The sequence below is a fragment of the Streptomyces populi genome (assembly GCF_002911015.1).
Lineage (GTDB): Bacteria > Actinomycetota > Actinomycetes > Streptomycetales > Streptomycetaceae > Streptomyces > Streptomyces populi.
On record NZ_KZ626860.1, the window covers coordinates 82,133 to 102,049 of the forward strand.

Genomic DNA, 19,917 nt, shown 5'->3' on the forward strand with positions numbered 1-19,917 from the left:
AGCGTACGCCGCGGGGGCCGGCGTCAGACGCCCCCGCGGGGCCGGCGTCAGACGCCGAGACGCTCGCCGGAGGGGATCCGCACCCCGCGGGCCCAGTCCGCGGCACGCATCGGCTTCTTGCCCTGGGCCTGCACCCACAGCAGCTCGACGGCGTACGAACCGGTGCCCACGTACACGTTGTTCTTGGCGACGGACAGCTCTCCCGGGGCGAGGTCCGTGCGGTCGGGCACCGTCGCCACCTGGATGAGCTTGAGCCGTTCGGCGCGGAAGACGGTCCAGGCGCCGGGGGCGGGCGTGCACCCGCGCACCATGCGGTCGACGCGCAGCGCCGGGGCGGCCCAGTCGATGTGGGCGTCCTCGACGGTGATCTTCGACGCCGTGCTGATGCCGTCGGCGGGCTGCGGTACGGCCTTGAGGGTGCCGTCCTCGATCCCGTCCATCGTCGCGGCGAGCAGCCCGGACCCGGCGAAGGCGAGCCGCGTGAGCAGGTCCCTGCTGGTGTCGGTGGGCCGGATCTCCTCGGTGACGGTCCCGTACACCGGTCCCGAGTCGAGGCCCTCCTCGATCAGGAAGGTGGTGGCGCCCGTGATCTCGTCACCGGCCATGATCGCGTGCTGGACGGGGGCGGCGCCGCGCCAGGCCGGCAGCAGCGAGAAGTGCAGGTTGACCCAGCCCTGGGAGGGGATGTCGAGGGCGACCCGGGGCAGCAGGGCCCCGTACGCGACGACGGGACAGCAGTCCGGGCCGATCTCCCGCAGCCGGGCCAGGAAGTCCTCGTCCCGCGGCTTCAGGGGCTTGAGCACCTCGATCCCGGCCTCTTCGGCCCGCTCGGCGACCGGACTCGCGACGAGCCGTCGCCCCCGTCCGGCCGGCGCGTCCGGCCGGGTCACGACGGCGGCCACCTCGTGCCGCCCGGAGGCGATCAGGGCGTCCAGGGCGGGAACGGCGACCTCGGGGGTGCCTGCGAAGACGAGCTTCATGGGTGGCGGTTGGCCTCTCGGGCGGGAGCACTTCCGTCCCCCGCACGCGCCGGTTCGGGCACGGTACGGGGCAGCGCACCAGTCTATGCCGCGCGGGACCCGAGGGCTCGGGGGTTCTCCGGGGGGGTCATGTCCCCCGGCCCGCACGGGCGGCGCGGGCCGGGCCCGGGGGCGGGCGGTACCGACCGTGCGCGCCGGGCACGGTCACGGCCGGCGCGGACCCGCCCGTCGCCGCAGGTCACGCGGCCGTCCGTGGACGCACGGGGCGCGTCCGCGGCACGACAGGGGGCGTACGGCCCGGGACACGCCCCGTTCATATGCTCTTGCGCCCTTGCACCCGTGACCACTCACCCGTCCACGCGTTGGTCAAGAAAGAGTTGACCACAGCGGGCTGTGCACGAGCGGCCCGATCCCTTTCAACGCCGGTTCGAGAGGCTTGTTCATGGCCGACCATGCAACCCACGACGCCCAGGCTCGGGCCAGCCTGCACTTGCTGGTGCGCGACATCGAGCGGGTCCGTCGGCAGGTGGACGCACTGCGCACGCTCACCGCCCAGTTGGGCAACGTCTACCGCCCGCGCCGTGCCGGCCCCTCCACGGGCTTCGTCGTCTACGGACGCGCTCCCGCCCCGACCGTCCGGCTGGCCCAGGAGCTGCGGGACAGCGTCGAGACGCTGGTCACCGCCGCCGTGGACTTCGACCGGTCGCTCGGCTTCTCGTGGGACGCGGTGGGCTCGGCCCTCGGGGTCACCAAGCAGGCGGTGCACCGGCGTTACGGCGCCCGTCGCGCCGCGGCCCAGGCGGCCGCCGAGGCGGAGCGCGCGACGGAGGCGGCCGACACCCGCACGGTCTCCGTCAACGCCGCCCTTCCCCCGGTGCCGACGGTCCCCGCCGCCCACTCCATGCCGACCCAGCCGACGGCCGGCAGCCCGACGCTCCGTGACGAGGTCAGGCCCACGGCCTTCCCCGGCCCGCGCAACGGCTGATCCGACGTCCTGGGACGACGGTCGCCTCCCGGCGCCCTGACCCCGGGGGCAGTCCCGCGCACGCACGACACCCGTCCCCCTGCCCCTGCCGGCCGTTCAGAGACACGGCCGGCAGGCACCCTGGCCACACCCGTCGTCCGCGGCGGCACCCGTACGTCACGTGCTCCGCGCCCCGCACCGGATCTCACCCGATGTCGGGCGGGTCGATCCGGATGCGTACGGACTCACCGCCCCCGCGCGCCATCCGCGCCGCCTGCGCGCTCTTCAGCGCGGTCGCCAGGGCCGCACCACTGCCCGGGGGCACCCGGACGAGCACCCGCTCCCCGGGTTCCCCGGAAGGCCCACCGGGCCGCCGGGGCCGCCCCGCCTCACCGGACGGCAGCGGTACGGGACCCAACACCTCGGCGTCGCGCGGCAGTTCGACCGCCGACAGGAAACCGGCGAGCGCCTCCGGCGTCCCGGACACCGCCGCCATCCGCGAGACCGGCGGGAACGCCAGCTCGGCCCGCTCGGCGAGTTCACGCACCGCGTGCCCGACCGGATCCCACCGCACGAGCGCCTGCACGGGCCGCAGGGCCGGTTCGGCCACGACCACGACCGTGCCTCCCGCCCCCTGCGGGCGGACCAGCGCGGCGGCACCCGTCCACCGGCGCAACGCGTCCTCACCGGCCCGCAGATCGGGCCGTCCGAGCATGGCCCAGCCGTCGAGCAACAGGGCCGCCGCGTACCCGCCCTCGGCGACCGGCTCGGCCCCCGGCGTGCTGACCACCAGGGCGGGCGCCGCGGACACCGTGTCCAGCACCTGCTCCCTCCCGGACGTGCGCACGGGCACGGCCGGGAACGCCCGCCCCAGCTCCTCGGCGGTCCGCCGGGCGCCGACGACCTGCGCCCGCAGCCGGAACCCGCCGCACTCCTGGCAGTGCCAGGAACCCTCGTCGCGCCCGCACCACCCGCAGCGCAGCGCCTGGGCGTCCTGCGCCTCCAGCGGCCCCGCGCAGTGCCGGCACCGCGCGGGCTCCCGGCACCGCGCACACGCCATCCGGGGAACGTATCCCCGCCGGGGCACCTGGACCAGCACGGGGCCCTGCTTCAGCCCCTCCCTGACGACCTGCCAGGCGAGCGTCGGCAGCCGGGCGGCCCTGGCGGCCTCGTCGCGCGAGAGATCGCCGTCCGAGACGGTCCGCACGAGCGGCGCGGCGGCGCGCACCTGTTCCCGGTCGGCGGTCAGCGGCAGTGCCCAGCCGCTCTCGACCAGTTGCGCCGCCTCGACCGTGCACGTCCAACCGCCGAGCAGGAAGCCGCACTTGTCGCGCGAGGCGCGCAGCTCCAGCACTTCCCGGACATGCGGGAAGGGAGCGTTGTCGTCGCTGTGTCCGTCGTCGCCGTCGTCCCAGACGACGACGAGCCCCAGGTTCCGTACCGGCGCGAACATGGCGGCACGGGTGCCGACCACCGCCCGTACGGACCCCCGTCGTACGGCGAGCCAGTCGCGGTAGCGCCGCTCCGGTCCGGCGTCGGCGGTCAGCACGGTGTGCTGCCCCTCCCCCAACTGGGCCTTGAGGGCCGCGTCCACGCGGGCGGCGGGCCGGCCCGCCGGTACGACGACGAGCGCACCGCGTCCGGAGGCGAGCGTCGCCCGCACCGCGCGGGCGATCTCCTCGGCCCACTCGGGACCGGGCAGCGCGGTCCACACGGCGCGCGGGGCGCCACCGGAGGCGAGCGAGGTGAGGAGGTCCGCCCCCCTTCCGTACCGCCGCCAGGTCCCGGGATCGGGGGCGGTGGGCGGGGACGGGGGCGCCGGCGACTCCCGCGCCTCGGCGCGCGCGTGCCGGGGCGGCACGGCCAGTTGCAGCACGTCCGCGAGCGATCCCGCGTACCGGTCGGCGACGGCACGGGCGAGCCCCAGCAGTTCGGGGTCGAGGACGGGTTCGGGCGAGACGACCTGGGCGAGGGCGGCCAGCGGTCCGGAGTAGTCGGACTCGGCGACCCGCTCGATCAGGTATCCGTCGATGAGACCGCCGCCCTCGCGCCGTCCCTGGCGCACGTTGCGTCCGCCGGCGCCGAAGCGGACCCGCACCCGGACGCCCGGCCTCGCGGCCTCGTCGAGTTCCTCGGGCACGGCGTAGTCGAAGTAACGGTCGAGGTGCAGCACGCCCTTGTCGACGAGCACCCGCGCGACGGGCAGTTCCCTCGCCAGCGCGGCACCCCGCCAGGTACGCGGCTTCGCCTTCGGCTCCTTGGCCTGCCGCACGGCCTCCCGGATCAGCGCAAGCTGTTCGGGCGGTGCGCCCTCCGCGCCGCCCGCGCCGTCGTCGGATCGCCCGTTCGCACTGCTCACAGCAGTATTCCTACCAGACCGCACCGACAGCGCCGCCCGCCCGAGATCGGGTCGGCCGCGGATCGTCGACGCCCCAGGGGCGCTTCCGCCATGGACCGCTCGGCCATGCCGGTCGGGGACCGGCAGCGGGATTCGAACCCGCGAGGGGCACTCGCCCCAGAAGTATCCGCGGCCCTCGCACCGGACAGGGCGGCGTGGGTCTCCCGAGATCAGGGTGGCAGCGGAACGTGATCCAGATTCACCGCACGCCGTGGGCGTACTCCACCGAAGTAACCGCGGCCGTCGCACCGGGAGATCATCAGCGTACGGACGCCGGTCCGGGCGGGCCACCGCTTTTCCCCGAGGGACCTGGCCCCGGTCTCCGCGGGGCCGGCCCCGGTACCGCCTTCCCCGGGGTCCGGCACTCGGCCGCCGTCTTCCGCGCAGCCGTGAGGCCCGGCACCCCGAGGGGTGCCGGGCCTCACGACTCGACGAAGCCTTCGCGGACTACAGGCCGACGGCCTTGCGCAGCGCGTCCACCCGGTCCGTCCGCTCCCACGTGAAGTCGGGCAGCTCACGGCCGAAGTGGCCGTAGGCGGCGGTCTGGGAGTAGATCGGGCGCAGCAGGTCGAGGTCGCGGATGATCGCGGCCGGACGGAGGTCGAAGACGTCCGTGATGGCCGTCTCGATCTTCTCGGCCTCGACCTTGGCGGTGCCGAAGGTCTCGACGAACAGACCGACGGGCTCGGCCTTGCCGATCGCGTAGGCGACCTGGACCTCGCAGCGCGAGGCGAGGCCCGCGGCGACGACGTTCTTCGCGACCCAGCGCATCGCGTACGCGGCGGAGCGGTCGACCTTGGACGGGTCCTTGCCGGAGAAGGCGCCGCCGCCGTGGCGGGCCATGCCGCCGTACGTGTCGATGATGATCTTGCGGCCGGTGAGGCCGGCGTCGCCCATCGGGCCGCCGATCTCGAAGCGGCCGGTCGGGTTCACCAGCAGGCGGTAGCCCTCGGTCTCCAGCTTGATGCCGTCGTCCAGGAGGGCCTTGAGCTCCGGCTCCACGACGAACTCGCGGATGTCGGGGGCGAGCAGCGATTCCAGGTCGATGTCGCTGGCGTGCTGCGAGGAGACGACGACGGTGTCCAGGCGGACCGCCTTGTCGCCGTCGTACTCGATGGTGACCTGGGTCTTGCCGTCCGGGCGCAGGTACGGGATGGTCCCGTTCTTGCGCACGTCGGACAGCCGGCGCGAGAGCCGGTGCGCCAGGTGGATCGGGAGCGGCATCAGGTTCGGGGTCTCGTCCGTCGCGTACCCGAACATCAGGCCCTGGTCGCCGGCGCCCTGCCTGTCCAGCTCGTCCTCGTCGCCCTCGACACGGGACTCGTACGCCGTGTCGACACCCTGCGCGATGTCCGGGGACTGGGAGCCGATCGACACCGACACGCCGCAGGAGGCTCCGTCGAAGCCCTTCTTCGACGAGTCGTAGCCGATCTCCAGGATCTTCTCGCGGACGAGCTGGGCGATCGGCGCGTACGCCTTGGTCGTGACCTCTCCGGCCACGTGCACCAGGCCGGTGGTGATGAGCGTCTCCACGGCGACCCGGGACGTCGGGTCCTCGCGCAGGAGGGCATCGAGAATGGTGTCGCTGATCTGGTCAGCGATCTTGTCGGGGTGACCCTCGGTCACGGACTCCGAGGTGAACAGGCGACGGGACACAACGCTCCCTGTGGTTGCAGCGGCTGCTGGCTGATCATTGGTGGACGGCCGGGGGCTGCGCCCGGCGTCGTCCGAGAACAGTTTATCGGTCGCACTCGGCCGCGGGACCCCTGTCTCGCCTCTCGGAAGGCCTGTGACCTGCGGCACGGGCATTCTGCGCCATCGCCGCGGGTCTCCGCCAGGGTCGCCACGCCCGATTTTGCGGGCTTTGTGGTGACGGGTGCGATGGGTGAGGGTTCACCCCAGTCGGCGTGTCACCAGGTCCCACACGGTCTCGGCCAGCGCTTCCTTGGGTCCGTGCGGCACCGGGGTCTCACTTCCGTCGGCTCCGAGCACCACCGCCTCGTTCTCCTCGGAACCGAAGGTCTTGCGCTCGCCCACCTCGTTCACCACGAGGAGATCGCATCCCTTGCGCGCCAGCTTCGTCCGTCCGTTCGACAGGACGTCGTCGGTCTCGGCGGCGAATCCGACCACGATCTGGCCGGGGCGCGCGCGGTCGGCGGAGATCTCCGCGAGGATGTCCGGATTACGGACGAGAACGATCGGCTCCGGTTCCTGGCCGTCCTTCTTCTTGATCTTTCCGGCAGCGTATGCCCGGGGGCGGAAGTCCGCCACCGCGGCGGCCATCACCACGGCGTCGGCGTCCGAGGCCGCCTTCAGCACGGCCTCCCGCAGCTGCACGGCGGTGCCGACCTGGACCACGTCGACCCCGGCCGGGTCGGCCAGGCCCGTGTTCGCCGCGATCAGCGTGACCCGGGCGCCGCGCGCGGCGGCGGTGCGGGCGAGCGCGTACCCCTGCTTGCCGGAGGAGCGGTTGCCGAGGAAGCGGACCGGGTCGAGGGGTTCACGGGTGCCGCCGGCGCTGACGACGACGTGCCGTCCGGCGAGATCCGGCTCGGTGACCCCGCGGGCGAGGACGCGGCGGCAGACCTCGAAGATCTCCCCCGGGTCGGGCAGCCGGCCCTTGCCGGTGTCGACACCGGTCAGGCGCCCCACGGCGGGCTCGACGACGACGGCGCCGCGGCGCCGCAGGGTCGCCACGTTCTCCTGGGTCGCCGGGTGCTCCCACATCTCGGTGTGCATGGCGGGCGCGAAGACGACCGGACAGCGGGCGGTGAGCAGGGTGTTGGTCAGGAGGTCGTCGGCCAGCCCGTGGGCGGCCTTGGCGAGCATGTCGGCCGTCGCGGGGGCGACCACCACGAGGTCGGCCTGCTGTCCGATGCGGACGTGCGGGACCTCGTGGACGTCCGACCAGACCTCGGTGGAGACCGGGTGGCCCGAGAGCGCGGACCAGGTGGCGGCTCCGACGAACTCCAGCGCGGAGGCCGTGGGCACGACACGCACGTCGTGGCCCGACTCCGTGAGTCGTCGCAGCAGCTCACAGGCCTTGTACGCGGCGATGCCACCGCTGACCCCCAGAACGACCTTCGGCTTGTCCACCGTCTCTCCCCGGGCTCGAAAACGTACGACTCCATGACACACCACAGGCCCGGCAGTCGCGCCGCCGGGCCTGGGATGAGCGTTTTGATGCGCCTACTGAGCGGGGCCCTCGACGGCCTCGGAGGTCAGCAGACCCGCGTTGATCTCGCGCAGGGCGATCGACAGCGGCTTCTCGTGGACGTGGGTGTCGACGAGCGGACCGACGTACTCGAGGAGGCCCTCGCCGAGCTGCGAGTAGTACGCGTTGATCTGGCGGGCACGCTTGGCCGCGTAGATCACCAGGCTGTACTTCGAGTCGGTGGCCTCGAGGAGCTCGTCGATCGGAGGGTTGATGATGCCCTCGGGAGCGGTGATGGAAGAGGACACGCTCTGCCTTCCGAAAGGTGGAAAATTGACCTGAAAGATCAAACAACTGCCACCAAGGCTAGCAGCTCACGCGCCACGTCCTCGACGGAGGTGTTGACCAGGGTGACGTCGAACTCCGGCTCGGCCTCCAGTTCGACCCTCGCCGCGTCCAGCCGACGCTCGATCACCTCGGGCGGTTCGGTGCCCCGCCCGGTGAGCCTGCGCACCAGCTCCTCCCAGGAGGGCGGGGCCAGGAACACGAGCAGCGCGTCCTTCATGGACTCGCGGACCTGCCGGGCTCCCTGGAGGTCGATCTCCAGGAGGACCGGCACACCCGACTCCAGGTGCTCCGTGACCGCGGCACGCGGAGTGCCGTAGCGGTTGCCGGCGAACTCGGCCCACTCCAGGAGCTCGCCGTTGGCGATCAGCTTGTCCATCTCGTCGTCGGAGACGAAGAAGTAGTGGACGCCGTGCTTCTCGCCGGGGCGCGGCTTGCGGGTCGTCGCCGACACCGAGAGCCAGACCTCGGGGTGAACCTTGCGCATATGAGCGACGACCGTGCTCTTGCCGACCCCTGAGGGGCCGGAGAGCACGGTCAGCCGCGGACGTACGTCCGGGGGTACGGGGGTCGTCCCCCGGGGTGTTGCAGCCATGCAGCGATTATTCCAGCAATCCCGGTGTGTCCAGGACTCAGGCGCCGGAACCGCCGAACTCGCGCTCCAAAGAGGCGATCTGGTTCGAGCCGAGACCGCGGACGCGGCGGCTCTCGGAGATCCCGAGTCGCTCCATGATCTGCTTGGCGCGGACCTTGCCCACGCCCGGCAGGGACTCCAGGAGAGCGGAGACCTTCATCTTGCCGATGACGTCGTTCTCCTGGCCCTGCTTGATGACCTCGTGAAGAGAGGCGCCGGAGTGCTTGAGTCGATTCTTGACCTCGGCCCGCTCCCGGCGAGCCGCGGCGGCCTTTTCGAGCGCGGCTGCGCGCTGTTCAGGGGTAAGGGGCGGAAGAGCCACGCCTACGTCACCTCGGATGTCGAACTGTCGGATACGGACCGGTGAGGAACCTAGTCGCCCCACACCTGGGAGCCCCGGGCAACATGCTCACCCGTTCTTCCCCGTCGCCTTGACAGCGCGGGAGGTGCTCCACTCGACGGAGACTAGCGGGCAAGTGCGCCGGAGTCAGCGAGAACAGAGGAAAAGTCCTGGTCAGCCTCCCTGGAGCCCGGCATTTAAGACATACCTCCCCGGATTTGAGGATGTATTCAGACTCGGGGAGCCCGGAAGGCACTCGTCGGAGGAGTCTCGAACGGCCGTCCGGAGCACTCAGGCGGCCGCCACGGCCGCCCCGATCTCCTCCGCGAACCCCTCGGCCGACTCGCGCAGGGCCATGACGTCGGGACCGTGACGCAGGACACCCCGGCTCACGTTCGGGACGACGTTGCGCACGGCGGCCCCGAAGACGCCCGCCAGGTCGGCCGCGGTCGCCCCCTGGGCGCCGATGCCGGGCGCGAGGAGCGGGCCGTTGATGTCCAGGTCGTAGGAGGAGAGATCGCCCAGCGTGGCGCCGACGACCGCCCCGAAGGAACCGAGCGGCCTCTCGTCCGCGTTCTCGGCGGCCAGGTGCCCGAGCATCGTCGCTCCGACGTTCCGCCCGTCCGCGCGCACCGCGTGCTGCACCTCGCCGCCCTCCGGGTTGGAGGTGAGCGCGAGGACGAACAGCCCGGCCCCGCTCTCCCGGGCCAGCTCCACCGCGGGCTTCAGCGAGCCGTAGCCGAGGTAGGGCGACACCGTCAGCGCGTCCGAGAAGAGGGGCGCGTCCTTGCGCAGGAAGGTCTCGGCGTACGCGGCCATGGTCGAACCGATGTCGCCGCGCTTGGCGTCCATCACGACCAGCGCGCCGGCCGCCCGCGCCTCTTCGACGGACTTCTCCAGGACGGCGATCCCGCGCGAGCCGAACCGCTCGAAGAACGCGCTCTGCGGCTTCAGGACGGCGACCCGCTCGGCGAGCGCCTCGACGACCGTGCGGCTGAAGCGCTCCAGGCCCGCGATGTCGTCACCGAGCCCCCAGTCGGCGAGCAGGGAGGCGTGCGGGTCGATGCCCACGCACAGGGGACCGCGTTCGTCCATGGCGCGGCGAAGGCGCGCGCCGAAGGGTTCCAGGCTCATGCGGGCTTCCTCACGTCGGCGCCGACCGCGTCGGCGAGGGTGGCGTACGGGCTCGTCCGCAGACGGGCGGCGAGTCCCTTGTGGATGGCACGGCCCCAGAAGGGGCCCTCGTAGATGAAGGCGCTGTAGCCCTGGACCAGCGTGGCGCCGGCCAGGATGCGCTGCCAGGCGTCCTCGGCGTTCTCCACGCCGCCGACGCCCACCAGGGTGATCCGGTCGCCCACGCGCGCGTACAGGCGCCTGAGGACCTCCAGGGAGCGCGCCTTGAGCGGCGCGCCGGACAGGCCTCCGGTCTCCTTCACCACGGAGGGGTCGGACGTCAGCCCGAGCCCCTCGCGCGCGATGGTCGTGTTCGTGGCGATGATCCCGTCCAGGCCGAGCTCGACGGCGAGGTCGGCCACCGCGTCGACGTCCTCGTCGGCGAGGTCGGGCGCGATCTTGACCAGGAGCGGGACGCGCCGGTCGGTGACGGCGCGGTCGGCGGCCTCGCGGACGGCGCTGAGCAGCGGGCGCAGCGCCTCGGTGGCCTGGAGGTTGCGCAGTCCGGGGGTGTTCGGGGACGAGACGTTCACGACGAGGTAGTCGGCGTGCCGGGCGAGGCGCTCGGTCGACTTCACGTAGTCGCCGACGGCCTCCTCCTCGGGGACCACCTTGGTCTTGCCGATGTTGACGCCCACGACGGTCCTGAAGACGGGCGTACGGGCCGCCAGTCGCTCGGAGACGGCCGCGGAGCCCTCGTTGTTGAATCCCATGCGGTTGATCAGCGCACGGTCCGGGACGAGGCGGAACAGCCGCTTCTTGGGGTTGCCGGGCTGCGGCTCGCCGGTGACCGTGCCGATCTCGATGTGGTCGAAGCCGAGCATCGCCATGCCGTCGATGGCCACGGCGTTCTTGTCGAAGCCGGCCGCGAGTCCGAAGGGGCCGTGCATCCGCAGGCCGAGCGCCTCGGTGCGCAGCTCCTTGTACCGGGGCGCGAGCGCGGCGGCGACGAAGGTGCGCAGGACGGGGACGCGGGCGACGAGCCGGATCCAGCGGAAGGCGAGGTGGTGGGCCTGCTCCGGGTCCATCCGCTTGAAGACGAGGTCGAAGAACAGCTTGTACATGATCGTGTCCTCTGAGGGGCGCGGTGAGGGCGCCTCTGGAAGGGGCGGGGGGCTCATGAAGAGGGGGACACCGTTTCCGGTGTCCCCCTCGGGGCCGCTAGTCGCGCGCCGCGGTCAGATGCTCCGCGTGTTCCTGGAGCGAGCGCACGCCCACGTCCCCGTGGTTGAGCGCGTCGATGCCCTGGACGGCGGCGGCGAGCGCCTGCACCGTCGTCAGGCACGGGACCGAGCGGGCCACGGCCGCGGTGCGGATCTCGTAGCCGTCGAGACGGCCGCCGGTGCCGTACGGCGTGTTGACGATGAGGTCGACCTCGCCGTCGTGGATGAGCTGGACGATGGTCTTCTCGCCGTTCGGGCCCTCGCCCTCGCTCTGCTTGCGCACGATCGTGGCGTTGATGCCGTTGCGCTTGAGCACCTCGGCGGTGCCGGAGGTGGCCATGAGCTCGAAGCCGTGGGCGACGAGTTCGCGCGCCGGGAAGATCATCGAGCGCTTGTCGCGGTTGGCGACGGAGATGAACGCGCGGCCCTTGGTGGGCAGCGGGCCGTACGCGCCGGCCTGCGACTTGGCGTACGCGGTGCCGAACACCGAGTCGATGCCCATGACCTCGCCGGTGGAGCGCATCTCCGGGCCGAGGACGGTGTCGACGCCGCGTCCGTGGATGTCGCGGAACCGCGACCACGGCATGACGGCCTCCTTGACGGAGATCGGCGCGTCGAACGGCAGGGTGCCGCCGTCGCCGTTCGCGGGCAGCAGGCCCTCGGCGCGCAGCTCGGCGACGGTCGCGCCGAGCGAGATGCGGGCGGCGGCCTTCGCGAGCGGCACCGCGGTCGCCTTCGAGGTGAAGGGGACGGTGCGCGAGGCGCGCGGGTTGGCCTCCAGGACGTAGAGGATGTCCCCGGCCATCGCGAACTGGATGTTGATCAGGCCGCGGACGCCGACACCCTTGGCGATGGCCTCGGTGGAGGCGCGCAGCCGCTTGATGTCGAAGCCGCCCAGCGTGATCGGGGGCAGGGCGCAGGCCGAGTCGCCGGAGTGGATGCCGGCCTCCTCGATGTGCTCCATGACGCCGCCGAGGTAGAGCTCCTCGCCGTCGTAGAGGGCGTCGACGTCGATCTCGATCGCGTCGTCGAGGAAGCGGTCGACCAGGACCGGCCGGGAGGGGCTGATCTCGGTCGACTCGGCGATGTAGGAGGACAGCCGGGTCTCGTCGTAGACGATCTCCATGCCGCGTCCGCCGAGGACGTACGAGGGGCGGACCAGGACCGGGTAGCCGATCTCGTCGGCGATGGCCTTGGCCTCGGCGAAGGTGGTGGCGGTGCCGTGCTTGGGGGCGGGCAGGCCCGCCTCCGCCAGCACGCGCCCGAAGGCGCCGCGGTCCTCGGCGGCGTGGATCGCCTCGGGCGAGGTGCCCACGATCGGCACGCCGTTGTCCTTGAGCGCCTGGGACAGGCCCAGCGGGGTCTGGCCGCCGAGCTGGACCACGACACCGGCGACCGGGCCGGCCTGCTGCTCCGCGTGGACGATCTCCAGCACGTCCTCGAGCGTCAGCGGCTCGAAGTACAGGCGGTCGGAGGTGTCGTAGTCGGTGGAGACGGTCTCGGGGTTGCAGTTGACCATCACGGTCTCGTAGCCCGCGTCGCTGAGCGCGAAGGAGGCGTGGACGCAGGAGTAGTCGAACTCGATGCCCTGGCCGATGCGGTTCGGGCCGGAGCCCAGGATGATCACCGCGGGCTTCTCGCGGGACGCGACCTCGGTCTCCTCGTCGTAGGAGGAGTAGAAGTACGGCGTCCTCGCGGCGAACTCGGCGGCGCAGGTGTCGACCGTCTTGTAGACCGGGCGGACTCCGAGCGCGTGCCGCACCTCGCGGACGACGTCCTCGCGCAGCCCGCGGATCTCGGCGATCTGGGCGTCGGAGAAGCCGTGCCGCTTGGCGTCGGCGAGCAGCTCGGGGTCGAGCTTGTCGGCGGCGGCCAGCTCGTCCGCGATCTCCTTGATCAGGAAGAGCTGGTCGACGAACCACGGGTCGATCTTCGTGGACTCGAAGACCTCCTCGGGCGTGGCGCCCGCGCGGATGGCCTGCATGACGGCGTTGATGCGGCCGTCGGTGGGGCGGACGGCCTCGCGCAGCAGCTCGGCCTTGTCGCCGGGCTCGCCCACGAAGGTGAACTGGCTGCCCTTCTTCTCCAGCGAGCGGAGTGCCTTCTGCAGCGCCTCGGTGAAGTTGCGGCCGATGGCCATGGCCTCGCCGACCGACTTCATGGTGGTCGTGAGGGTGGAGTCGGCGGAGGGGAACTTCTCGAAGGCGAAGCGCGGGGCCTTGACGACGACGTAGTCGAGGGTCGGCTCGAAGGAGGCCGGCGTCTTCTCGGTGATGTCGTTCGGGATCTCGTCGAGCGTGTAGCCGACGGCTAGCTTGGCCGCGATCTTGGCGATGGGGAAGCCGGTCGCCTTGGAGGCGAGGGCCGAGGACCGCGAGACGCGCGGGTTCATCTCGATGACGATGATGCGGCCGTCCTCGGGATTGACCGCGAACTGGATGTTGCAGCCGCCGGTGTCGACGCCGACCTCGCGGATGATCGCGATGCCGATGTCGCGCAGGCGCTGGTACTCGCGGTCGGTGAGCGTCATGGCCGGGGCGACGGTGATGGAGTCGCCGGTGTGGACGCCCATGGGGTCGAAGTTCTCGATGGAGCAGACGACCACGACGTTGTCGTTCTTGTCGCGCATCAGCTCCAGCTCGTACTCCTTCCAGCCGAGGATGGACTCCTCCAGGAGCACCTCGGTGGTCGGGGAGAGCGTGAGGCCCTGGCCGGCGATGCGGCGCAGCTCGTCCTCGTCGTGGGCGAAGCCGGAGCCGGCGCCGCCCATGGTGAAGGAGGGGCGGACGACGACGGGGTAGCCGCCGAGGGTGTCGACGCCCTTGAGGACGTCGTCCATGGTGTGGCAGATGACGGACCGGGCGGACTCGCCGTGGCCGATCTTCTCGCGCACGGCCTCGACGACGCCCTTGAAGAGGTCGCGGTCCTCGCCCTTGTTGATGGCCTCGACGTTGGCGCCGATGAGCTCGACGCCGTACTTCGCGAGCACGCCCTGCTCGTGCATGGAGATCGCGGTGTTGAGCGCCGTCTGGCCGCCGAGGGTCGGCAGCAGGACGTCGGGGCGCTCCTTGGCGATGATCTTCTCGACGAACTCGGGGGTGATCGGCTCGACGTAGGTGGCGTCGGCGATCTCCGGGTCGGTCATGATCGTCGCCGGGTTGGAGTTGACGAGGATGACCCGCAGGCCCTCGGCGCGCAGGACGCGGCACGCCTGGGTGCCGGAGTAGTCGAACTCGGCGGCCTGGCCGATGACGATCGGGCCGGAGCCGATGACCAGGACGGACTGGATATCGGTGCGCTTAGGCACGCTGGCCCTCCATCAGGGAAACGAAGCGGTCGAACAGGTAGGCGGCGTCGTGCGGTCCTGCCGCCGCTTCGGGGTGGTACTGGACGCTGAAGGCCGGCTGGTCGAGCAGCTGGAGGCCCTCCACCACGTTGTCGTTGAGGCAGACGTGGGAGACCTCGGCGCGGCCGTAGGGGGTCTGGGAGACCTCGTCGAGCGGGGCGTCGACGGCGAAGCCGTGGTTGTGCGCGGTGACCTCGACCTTGCCGGTCGTGCGGTCCTGCACGGGCTGGTTGATGCCCCGGTGGCCGTACTTCAGCTTGTAGGTGCCGAAGCCGAGGGCGCGGCCGAGGATCTGGTTGCCGAAGCAGATGCCGAACAGCGGCGTCTTGCGGGCGAGGACTTCCTTCATGACGGCGACGGGGCCGTCGGCGGTCGCCGGGTCGCCGGGCCCGTTGGAGAAGAAGACGCCGTCCGGGTTGACGGCGTAGATCTCCTCGGCGGTGGCCGTGGCGGGCAGCACGTGCACCTCGATGCCGCGTTCGGCCATCCGGTGCGGGGTCATGCCCTTGATGCCGAGGTCGACGGCGGCGACGGTGAACTTCTTCGTCCCGATCGCGGGGACGACGTAGGTCTCCTTGGTGGCGACCTCGGCGGCGAGGTTCGCGCCCTTCATCTCGGGCGCCTGGCGCACCTCGGCGAGCATGGTGCCCGCGTCGGGCAGCGCGTTGCCGGAGAAGATGCCGACGCGCATGGCGCCGCGCTCGCGCAGGTGGCGGGTGAGGGCGCGGGTGTCGATGCCGCTGATGCCGACGACGCCCTGGTTGCGCAGTTCCTCGTCGAGCGAGCGCCGCGAGCGCCAGTTGGAGGAGACGCGCGCGGGGTCGCGGACGACGTATCCGGCGACCCAGATCCGCTGGGACTCGGGGTCCTCGTCGTTGACGCCGGTGTTGCCGACGTGCGGGGCGGTCATCACGACGACCTGGCGGTGGTAGGACGGGTCGGTGAGGGTCTCCTGGTAGCCGGTCATGCCGGTGGAGAACACCGCTTCGCCGAAGGTCTCCCCCACGGCCCCGTAGGAGCGGCCGTGGAAGACCCGGCCGTCCTCCAGGACGAGTACGGCGGGAAGCGCCTTCTCCTTCTGTGAGGCGTTCCCCTGGGTGGAGGTCGTCATCGTGCGCCTTCCGTTTCCGTCTTGTCGATCATGCTGTTCAGGGTGTCGGCCCATTCGTTGTGCTCGGCCGCGCGGTCCGAGCGGAATCCGGAGTCGAGGAGCCGGTCGCCGTGCGCCCAGGTGACGACGAGGAGTCCGCCCTCGGTGAGGACCTTGCCCGCGATGCCCTTGTCGAGCCGGGCCCCGCGCAGCTGCGCGGCCGGGATGAAGAAGTCGTCCGCTCCGGGGCGTACGACGTCCAGTCCCGCGTCCGTCAGGGTGAGCTCGGCCCGGCTGCGGGTGCCCAGGCCGTGCGCCACGATGCGGTCGAGCCACTGTCCGGCCGTGGTGGAGCCGTGGTAGCGGCCGCTCATGCTCAGTCTCGCCGGGCCGGGGTCTTCCGGCGCGGCAGGGAGCTCCGGCAGGTCGCCCTGGAGGGTGCCCCGCCACTTCCAGCCCTCGCGCATCAGCCAGTAGACGAGCGCGACGAAGAGGGCGAGGCCGACCAGCCAGCCGATGCGGGCGGACCAGTCGGTCACTTCCGCGGACTTCTGTGCGGCGGCGATGGAGAGGAGAGGTGTCACGCGAGCTTCCCGTCGACGAGGGTGGCCTTGCCCCGCAGCCAGGTGTGGGTGACCCGGCCCGGCAGCTCGCGGCCCTCGTAGGGGGTGTTGCGGCTGCGCGAGGCGAAGCCAGCGGGGTCCACGGTCCCACGGTATGCCGTGTCGACGAGCGTGAGGTTGGCGGGCTCACCTGCCGAGACGGGACGTCCATGGCCGGTGGCCCGCCCGATCGCGGCGGGCTTGACCGACATGCGGTCGGCGACGCCGGCCCAGTCGAGCAGTCCGGTCTCGACCATCGTCTGCTGGACGACGGACAGCGCGGTCTCCAGACCGACCATGCCCATCGCCGCGGCCGCCCACTCGCAGTCCTTGTCCTCGTGCGGGTGCGGCGCGTGGTCGGTGGCGACGATGTCGATCGTGCCGTCGGCGAGCGCCTCGCGCAGGGCCATGACGTCGCGCTCGGTGCGCAGCGGCGGGTTGACCTTGTAGACCGGGTTGTACGACCGCACCAGTTCGTCGGTGAGGAGCAGGTGGTGCGGGGTGACCTCGGCGGTGACGTCGATGCCGCGGGACTTGGCCCAGCGGACGATCTCGACGCTGCCGGCGGTCGACAGGTGGCAGATGTGGACGCGGGAGCCGACGTGCTCGGCGAGCAGGACGTCCCGGGCGATGATCGACTCCTCGGCCACCGCGGGCCAGCCGCCGAGTCCGAGTTCTGCGGAGACGACGCCCTCGTTCATCTGGGCGCCCTCGGTGAGGCGGGGCTCCTGGGCGTGCTGGGCGACGACACCGCCGAAGGCCTTCACGTACTCCAGGGCGCGGCGCATGATCACCGCGTCGTCGACGCACTTGCCGTCGTCGGAGAAGACCGTGACGCCGGCGGCGGACTCGTGCATGGCGCCGAGTTCGGCGAGCTTCTTGCCCTCCAGGCCGACGGTGACGGCGCCGATGGGCTGCACGTCGCAGTAGCCGTGCTCCTGACCGAGTCGGTAGACCTGCTCGACCACACCGGCGGTGTCGGCCACCGGGAAGGTGTTGGCCATGGCGAACACGGCCGTGAAGCCGCCGCTCGCGGCCGCGCGGGTGCCGGTCAGGACGGTCTCGGAATCCTCGCGGCCGGGCTCGCGCAGATGCGTGTGCAGGTCGACCAGGCCCGGCAGCAGCACCTTGCCGTCGGCCTCGACCACCTCGGCGCCCTCGGCGGACAGGCCGGTGCCGACGGCCTCGATGACCTCGCCGTCGATCAGGACGTCCTGCGGCTCGCCGCCGAGCACCCTCGCACCACGGATAAGGATCTTGCTCATGGTCTTACTTCTCCTCGGTACGGGTGTGGGTGACGGCGGGCTCGTTGCCGCCCAGGAGCAGGTACAGGACGGCCATGCGGATGGAGACACCGTTGGCGACCTGCTCGACGACCGTGCAGCGCTCGGAGTCGGCGACCTCGGCGGTGATCTCCATGCCGCGGACCATCGGACCGGGGTGCATCACGATGGCGTGCTCCGGCATTTTCGCCATGCGGTCGCCGTCGAGCCCGTAGCGACGCGAGTACTCGCGCTCGGTCGGGAAGAACGCCGCGTTCATCCGCTCGCGCTGGACGCGCAGCATCATCACGGCGTCGGACTTGGACAGGGTGCTGTCGAGGTCGTACGAGATCTCGCAGGGCCAGTTCTCCACGCCGACCGGCACCAGGGTGGGCGGCGCGACGAGGGTGACCTCGGCACCGAGCGTGTGCAGCAGGTCGACGTTGGAACGGGCGACACGGCTGTGCAGGACGTCGCCGACGATCGTGATGCGCTTGCCGGACAGGTCCTGGCCGATCCCTGCGTCCCGGCCGACGAGCCGGCGGCGCATGGTGAAGGCGTCGAGCAGGGCCTGCGTGGGGTGCTGGTGGGTGCCGTCGCCCGCGTTGATGACGGCGGCGTCGATCCAGTCGGAGGTGGCGAGGCGGTAGGGGGCTCCGGAGGCGCCGTGCCGGATGACGACCGCGTCGACGCCCATGGCCTCCAGGGTCTGGGCGGTGTCCTTGAGGGACTCGCCCTTGGAGACGCTCGACCCCTTGGCGGTGAAGTTGATGACGTCCGCGGACAGGCGCTTCTCGGCGGCCTCGAAGGAGATCCGGGTGCGGGTGGAGTCCTCGAAGAAGAGGTTGACGATCGTGCGGCCGCGCAGGGTCGGCAGTTTCTTGATCGGCCGGTCGGCGACCCGGGCCATCTCCTCGGCGGTGTCGAGGATCAGGACGGCGTCGTCGCGGGTGAGGTCGGCGGCCGAGATGAGATGACGCTGCATCTGTCAGGCTCCGTAAGGAAGTTCAGGGAGGATTCGGGCATGCGGGCGCGCGGGAGCGCACGTCGCGGCGCGGGCCGGAGTGCTACTGGGGCGCGCCCGGGGAGGTCCGCTTGGCGCCGAGCAGCACGGTGTCGCGACCGTCCTCCTCGGCGAGCTGGACCTTGACCGTCTCCCGCAACGACGTGGGGAGGTTCTTGCCGACGTAGTCGGCGCGGATGGGCAGTTCGCGGTGGCCCCGGTCGACGAGGACGGCGAGCTGCACGGCGCGCGGGCGCCCGATGTCGTTCAGCGCGTCGAGCGCGGCGCGGATGGTGCGGCCGGAGAAGAGCACGTCGTCGACGAGGACGACGAGGCGGCCGTCGATGCCGTCACCGGGGATCTCGGTGCGGGCCAGCGCGCGCGGCGGGTGCATGCGCAGGTCGTCGCGGTACATCGTGATGTCGAGGGAGCCGACCGGGATCTTGCGGTCGGTGATCTCTTCGAGCTTGTCGGCCAGCCTACGGGCCAGGAAGACACCCCGGGTCGGGATGCCGAGGAGCACCACGTCGTCGGCGCCCTTGGCGCGTTCGACGATCTCGTGGGCGATGCGGGTCAGCACCCGCGCGATGTCGGGCGCCTCCAGAACGGCACGCGCATCGGCTTCGTCGTGCTGCTTGTCGTGCTCGGTGTCCATGGGAAACGGACCTCCTTCTCCGCCTCACGGGACGGATCATTAAAGGACGTCGGATTTGCGCCATCAACGGTACCAGCCCGGCAACGCAGCTGATCACACCGGTTTGAGCCACCCTTCCGTCACGCCCGTCCCGGGCCGGTCGAAAATCCTTCGGCTTGACGGGGGAGAGTAACGCTGCGTAACCTCACAGTGAGTCACCAGCCGCGCGGCGGAGCCGCACGTTGATACAGCGTCCGGGGAGCTATATGTCCAGCGAATACGCCAAACAACTCGGGGCCAAGCTCCGCGCCATCCGCACCCAGCAGGGCCTTTCGCTCCACGGCGTGGAGGAGAAGTCGCAGGGCCGCTGGAAGGCGGTCGTGGTCGGTTCGTACGAGCGCGGCGACCGCGCCGTCACCGTACAGCGTCTCGCCGAGCTGGCGGACTTCTACGGGGTTCCGGTCCAGGAGCTGCTTCCGGGCACCACCCCGGGCGGGGCCGCCGAGCCGCCGCCGAAGCTGGTCCTCGACCTCGAGCGTCTCGCGCACGTGCCGGCCGAGAAGGCGGGCCCGCTCCAGCGCTACGCGGCGACGATCCAGTCGCAGCGAGGCGACTACAACGGCAAGGTGCTGTCGATCCGCCAGGACGACCTGCGCACCCTCGCCGTGATCTACGACCAGTCCCCCTCGGTCCTGACCGAGCAGCTGATCAGCTGGGGCGTCCTGGACGCGGACGCGCGCCGCGCGGTCGCCCACGACGAGGGCTGATTCCCTGGGGACAGCTCAGCAGAAACGTGCCGCCGGGGTGGCCGGAACCTGATGGTTCCGGC

17 protein-coding genes are annotated in these 19,917 nt (G+C 71.6%); 2 read left to right on the forward strand and 15 right to left on the reverse strand.

The window, feature by feature from the left end; all coding sequences use genetic code 11:
* Nucleotides 1-47: 47 nt before the first annotated feature.
* Entirely contained in the window at nucleotides 48-980 is a 933-nt protein-coding gene (gene fmt / locus CW362_RS13735; protein ID WP_103549714.1) for a methionyl-tRNA formyltransferase, read from the reverse strand.
* A gap of 442 nt (nucleotides 981-1,422) precedes the next feature.
* Here fmt and CW362_RS13740 point away from each other — a divergent pair, with 442 nt between their 5' ends.
* On the forward strand, nucleotides 1,423-1,965 hold the full coding sequence (locus CW362_RS13740; protein ID WP_103549734.1) for a hypothetical protein: 543 nt from the start codon (nucleotides 1,423-1,425) through the stop codon (nucleotides 1,963-1,965).
* A 184-nt stretch (nucleotides 1,966-2,149) separates the two neighbouring features.
* Here the strand turns inward: CW362_RS13740 and CW362_RS13745 are convergent, their stop codons facing one another.
* The 14 genes from CW362_RS13745 to pyrR form a co-directional block, all read right to left on the reverse strand.
* On the reverse strand, nucleotides 2,150-4,303 hold the full coding sequence (locus tag CW362_RS13745) for a primosomal protein N' (RefSeq protein ID WP_103549715.1): 2,154 nt from the start codon (nucleotides 4,301-4,303) through the stop codon (nucleotides 2,150-2,152).
* A 486-nt stretch (nucleotides 4,304-4,789) separates the two neighbouring features.
* Nucleotides 4,790-5,998, reverse strand: coding sequence for a methionine adenosyltransferase (gene metK / locus CW362_RS13750; protein WP_103549716.1), 1,209 nt, complete (start codon nucleotides 5,996-5,998; stop codon nucleotides 4,790-4,792).
* Nucleotides 5,999-6,235: 237 nt separating this feature from the next.
* Nucleotides 6,236-7,438, reverse strand: coding sequence for a bifunctional phosphopantothenoylcysteine decarboxylase/phosphopantothenate--cysteine ligase CoaBC (gene coaBC, locus CW362_RS13755; RefSeq protein ID WP_103549717.1), 1,203 nt, complete (start codon nucleotides 7,436-7,438; stop codon nucleotides 6,236-6,238).
* Nucleotides 7,439-7,531: 93 nt separating this feature from the next.
* A complete protein-coding gene (gene rpoZ / locus CW362_RS13760; RefSeq protein ID WP_003982715.1) occupies nucleotides 7,532-7,804 on the reverse strand; it encodes a DNA-directed RNA polymerase subunit omega in 273 nt (90 codons plus the stop codon).
* 38 nt (nucleotides 7,805-7,842) lie between these two features.
* Complete coding sequence (gene gmk / locus CW362_RS13765) at nucleotides 7,843-8,436, reverse strand: guanylate kinase (RefSeq protein ID WP_103549718.1); 594 nt, start codon at nucleotides 8,434-8,436, stop codon at nucleotides 7,843-7,845.
* Between the two features lie 37 nt (nucleotides 8,437-8,473).
* Nucleotides 8,474-8,797: an integration host factor gene (locus tag CW362_RS13770; RefSeq protein WP_016638838.1), complete on the reverse strand. Its 324-nt coding sequence runs from the start codon at nucleotides 8,795-8,797 to the stop codon at nucleotides 8,474-8,476.
* A gap of 309 nt (nucleotides 8,798-9,106) precedes the next feature.
* The gene (pyrF, locus tag CW362_RS13775; RefSeq protein WP_103549719.1) at nucleotides 9,107-9,949 is read right to left on the reverse strand and encodes an orotidine-5'-phosphate decarboxylase; all 843 of its coding nucleotides are present in this window, start codon (nucleotides 9,947-9,949) and stop codon (nucleotides 9,107-9,109) included.
* Nucleotides 9,946-11,052 (reverse strand): quinone-dependent dihydroorotate dehydrogenase, encoded by a 1,107-nt coding sequence (locus CW362_RS13780; protein ID WP_103549720.1) that lies wholly within the window; start codon nucleotides 11,050-11,052, stop codon nucleotides 9,946-9,948. Before CW362_RS13780 ends, pyrF begins: the two co-directional genes overlap by 4 nt.
* Nucleotides 11,053-11,149: 97 nt before the next feature.
* Nucleotides 11,150-14,458: a carbamoyl-phosphate synthase large subunit gene (carB, locus tag CW362_RS13785; RefSeq protein WP_103549721.1), complete on the reverse strand. Its 3,309-nt coding sequence runs from the start codon at nucleotides 14,456-14,458 to the stop codon at nucleotides 11,150-11,152.
* Nucleotides 14,451-15,608 (reverse strand): glutamine-hydrolyzing carbamoyl-phosphate synthase small subunit, encoded by a 1,158-nt coding sequence (carA, locus tag CW362_RS13790; protein WP_103549722.1) that lies wholly within the window; start codon nucleotides 15,606-15,608, stop codon nucleotides 14,451-14,453. The genes carB and carA overlap by 8 nt, the downstream gene beginning before the upstream one ends.
* A complete protein-coding gene (locus CW362_RS13795) occupies nucleotides 15,605-16,171 on the reverse strand; it encodes a PH-like domain-containing protein (protein ID WP_103549723.1) in 567 nt (188 codons plus the stop codon). Before CW362_RS13795 ends, carA begins: the two co-directional genes overlap by 4 nt.
* Nucleotides 16,168-17,454 carry a dihydroorotase gene (locus CW362_RS13800; protein ID WP_103549724.1) on the reverse strand — a complete coding sequence of 429 codons (1,287 nt, stop codon included), beginning with the start codon at nucleotides 17,452-17,454 and terminating at the stop codon, nucleotides 16,168-16,170. Before CW362_RS13800 ends, CW362_RS13795 begins: the two co-directional genes overlap by 4 nt.
* Nucleotides 17,455-17,458: 4 nt before the next feature.
* Nucleotides 17,459-18,436: an aspartate carbamoyltransferase catalytic subunit gene (locus CW362_RS13805; protein WP_103549725.1), complete on the reverse strand. Its 978-nt coding sequence runs from the start codon at nucleotides 18,434-18,436 to the stop codon at nucleotides 17,459-17,461.
* An 82-nt stretch (nucleotides 18,437-18,518) separates the two neighbouring features.
* Nucleotides 18,519-19,109 (reverse strand): bifunctional pyr operon transcriptional regulator/uracil phosphoribosyltransferase PyrR, encoded by a 591-nt coding sequence (gene pyrR, locus CW362_RS13810; protein ID WP_103549726.1) that lies wholly within the window; start codon nucleotides 19,107-19,109, stop codon nucleotides 18,519-18,521.
* 245 nt (nucleotides 19,110-19,354) lie between these two features.
* Here pyrR and bldD point away from each other — a divergent pair, with 245 nt between their 5' ends.
* Nucleotides 19,355-19,855: a transcriptional regulator BldD gene (gene bldD / locus CW362_RS13815; protein ID WP_037621142.1), complete on the forward strand. Its 501-nt coding sequence runs from the start codon at nucleotides 19,355-19,357 to the stop codon at nucleotides 19,853-19,855.
* Nucleotides 19,856-19,917 lie beyond the last annotated feature (62 nt).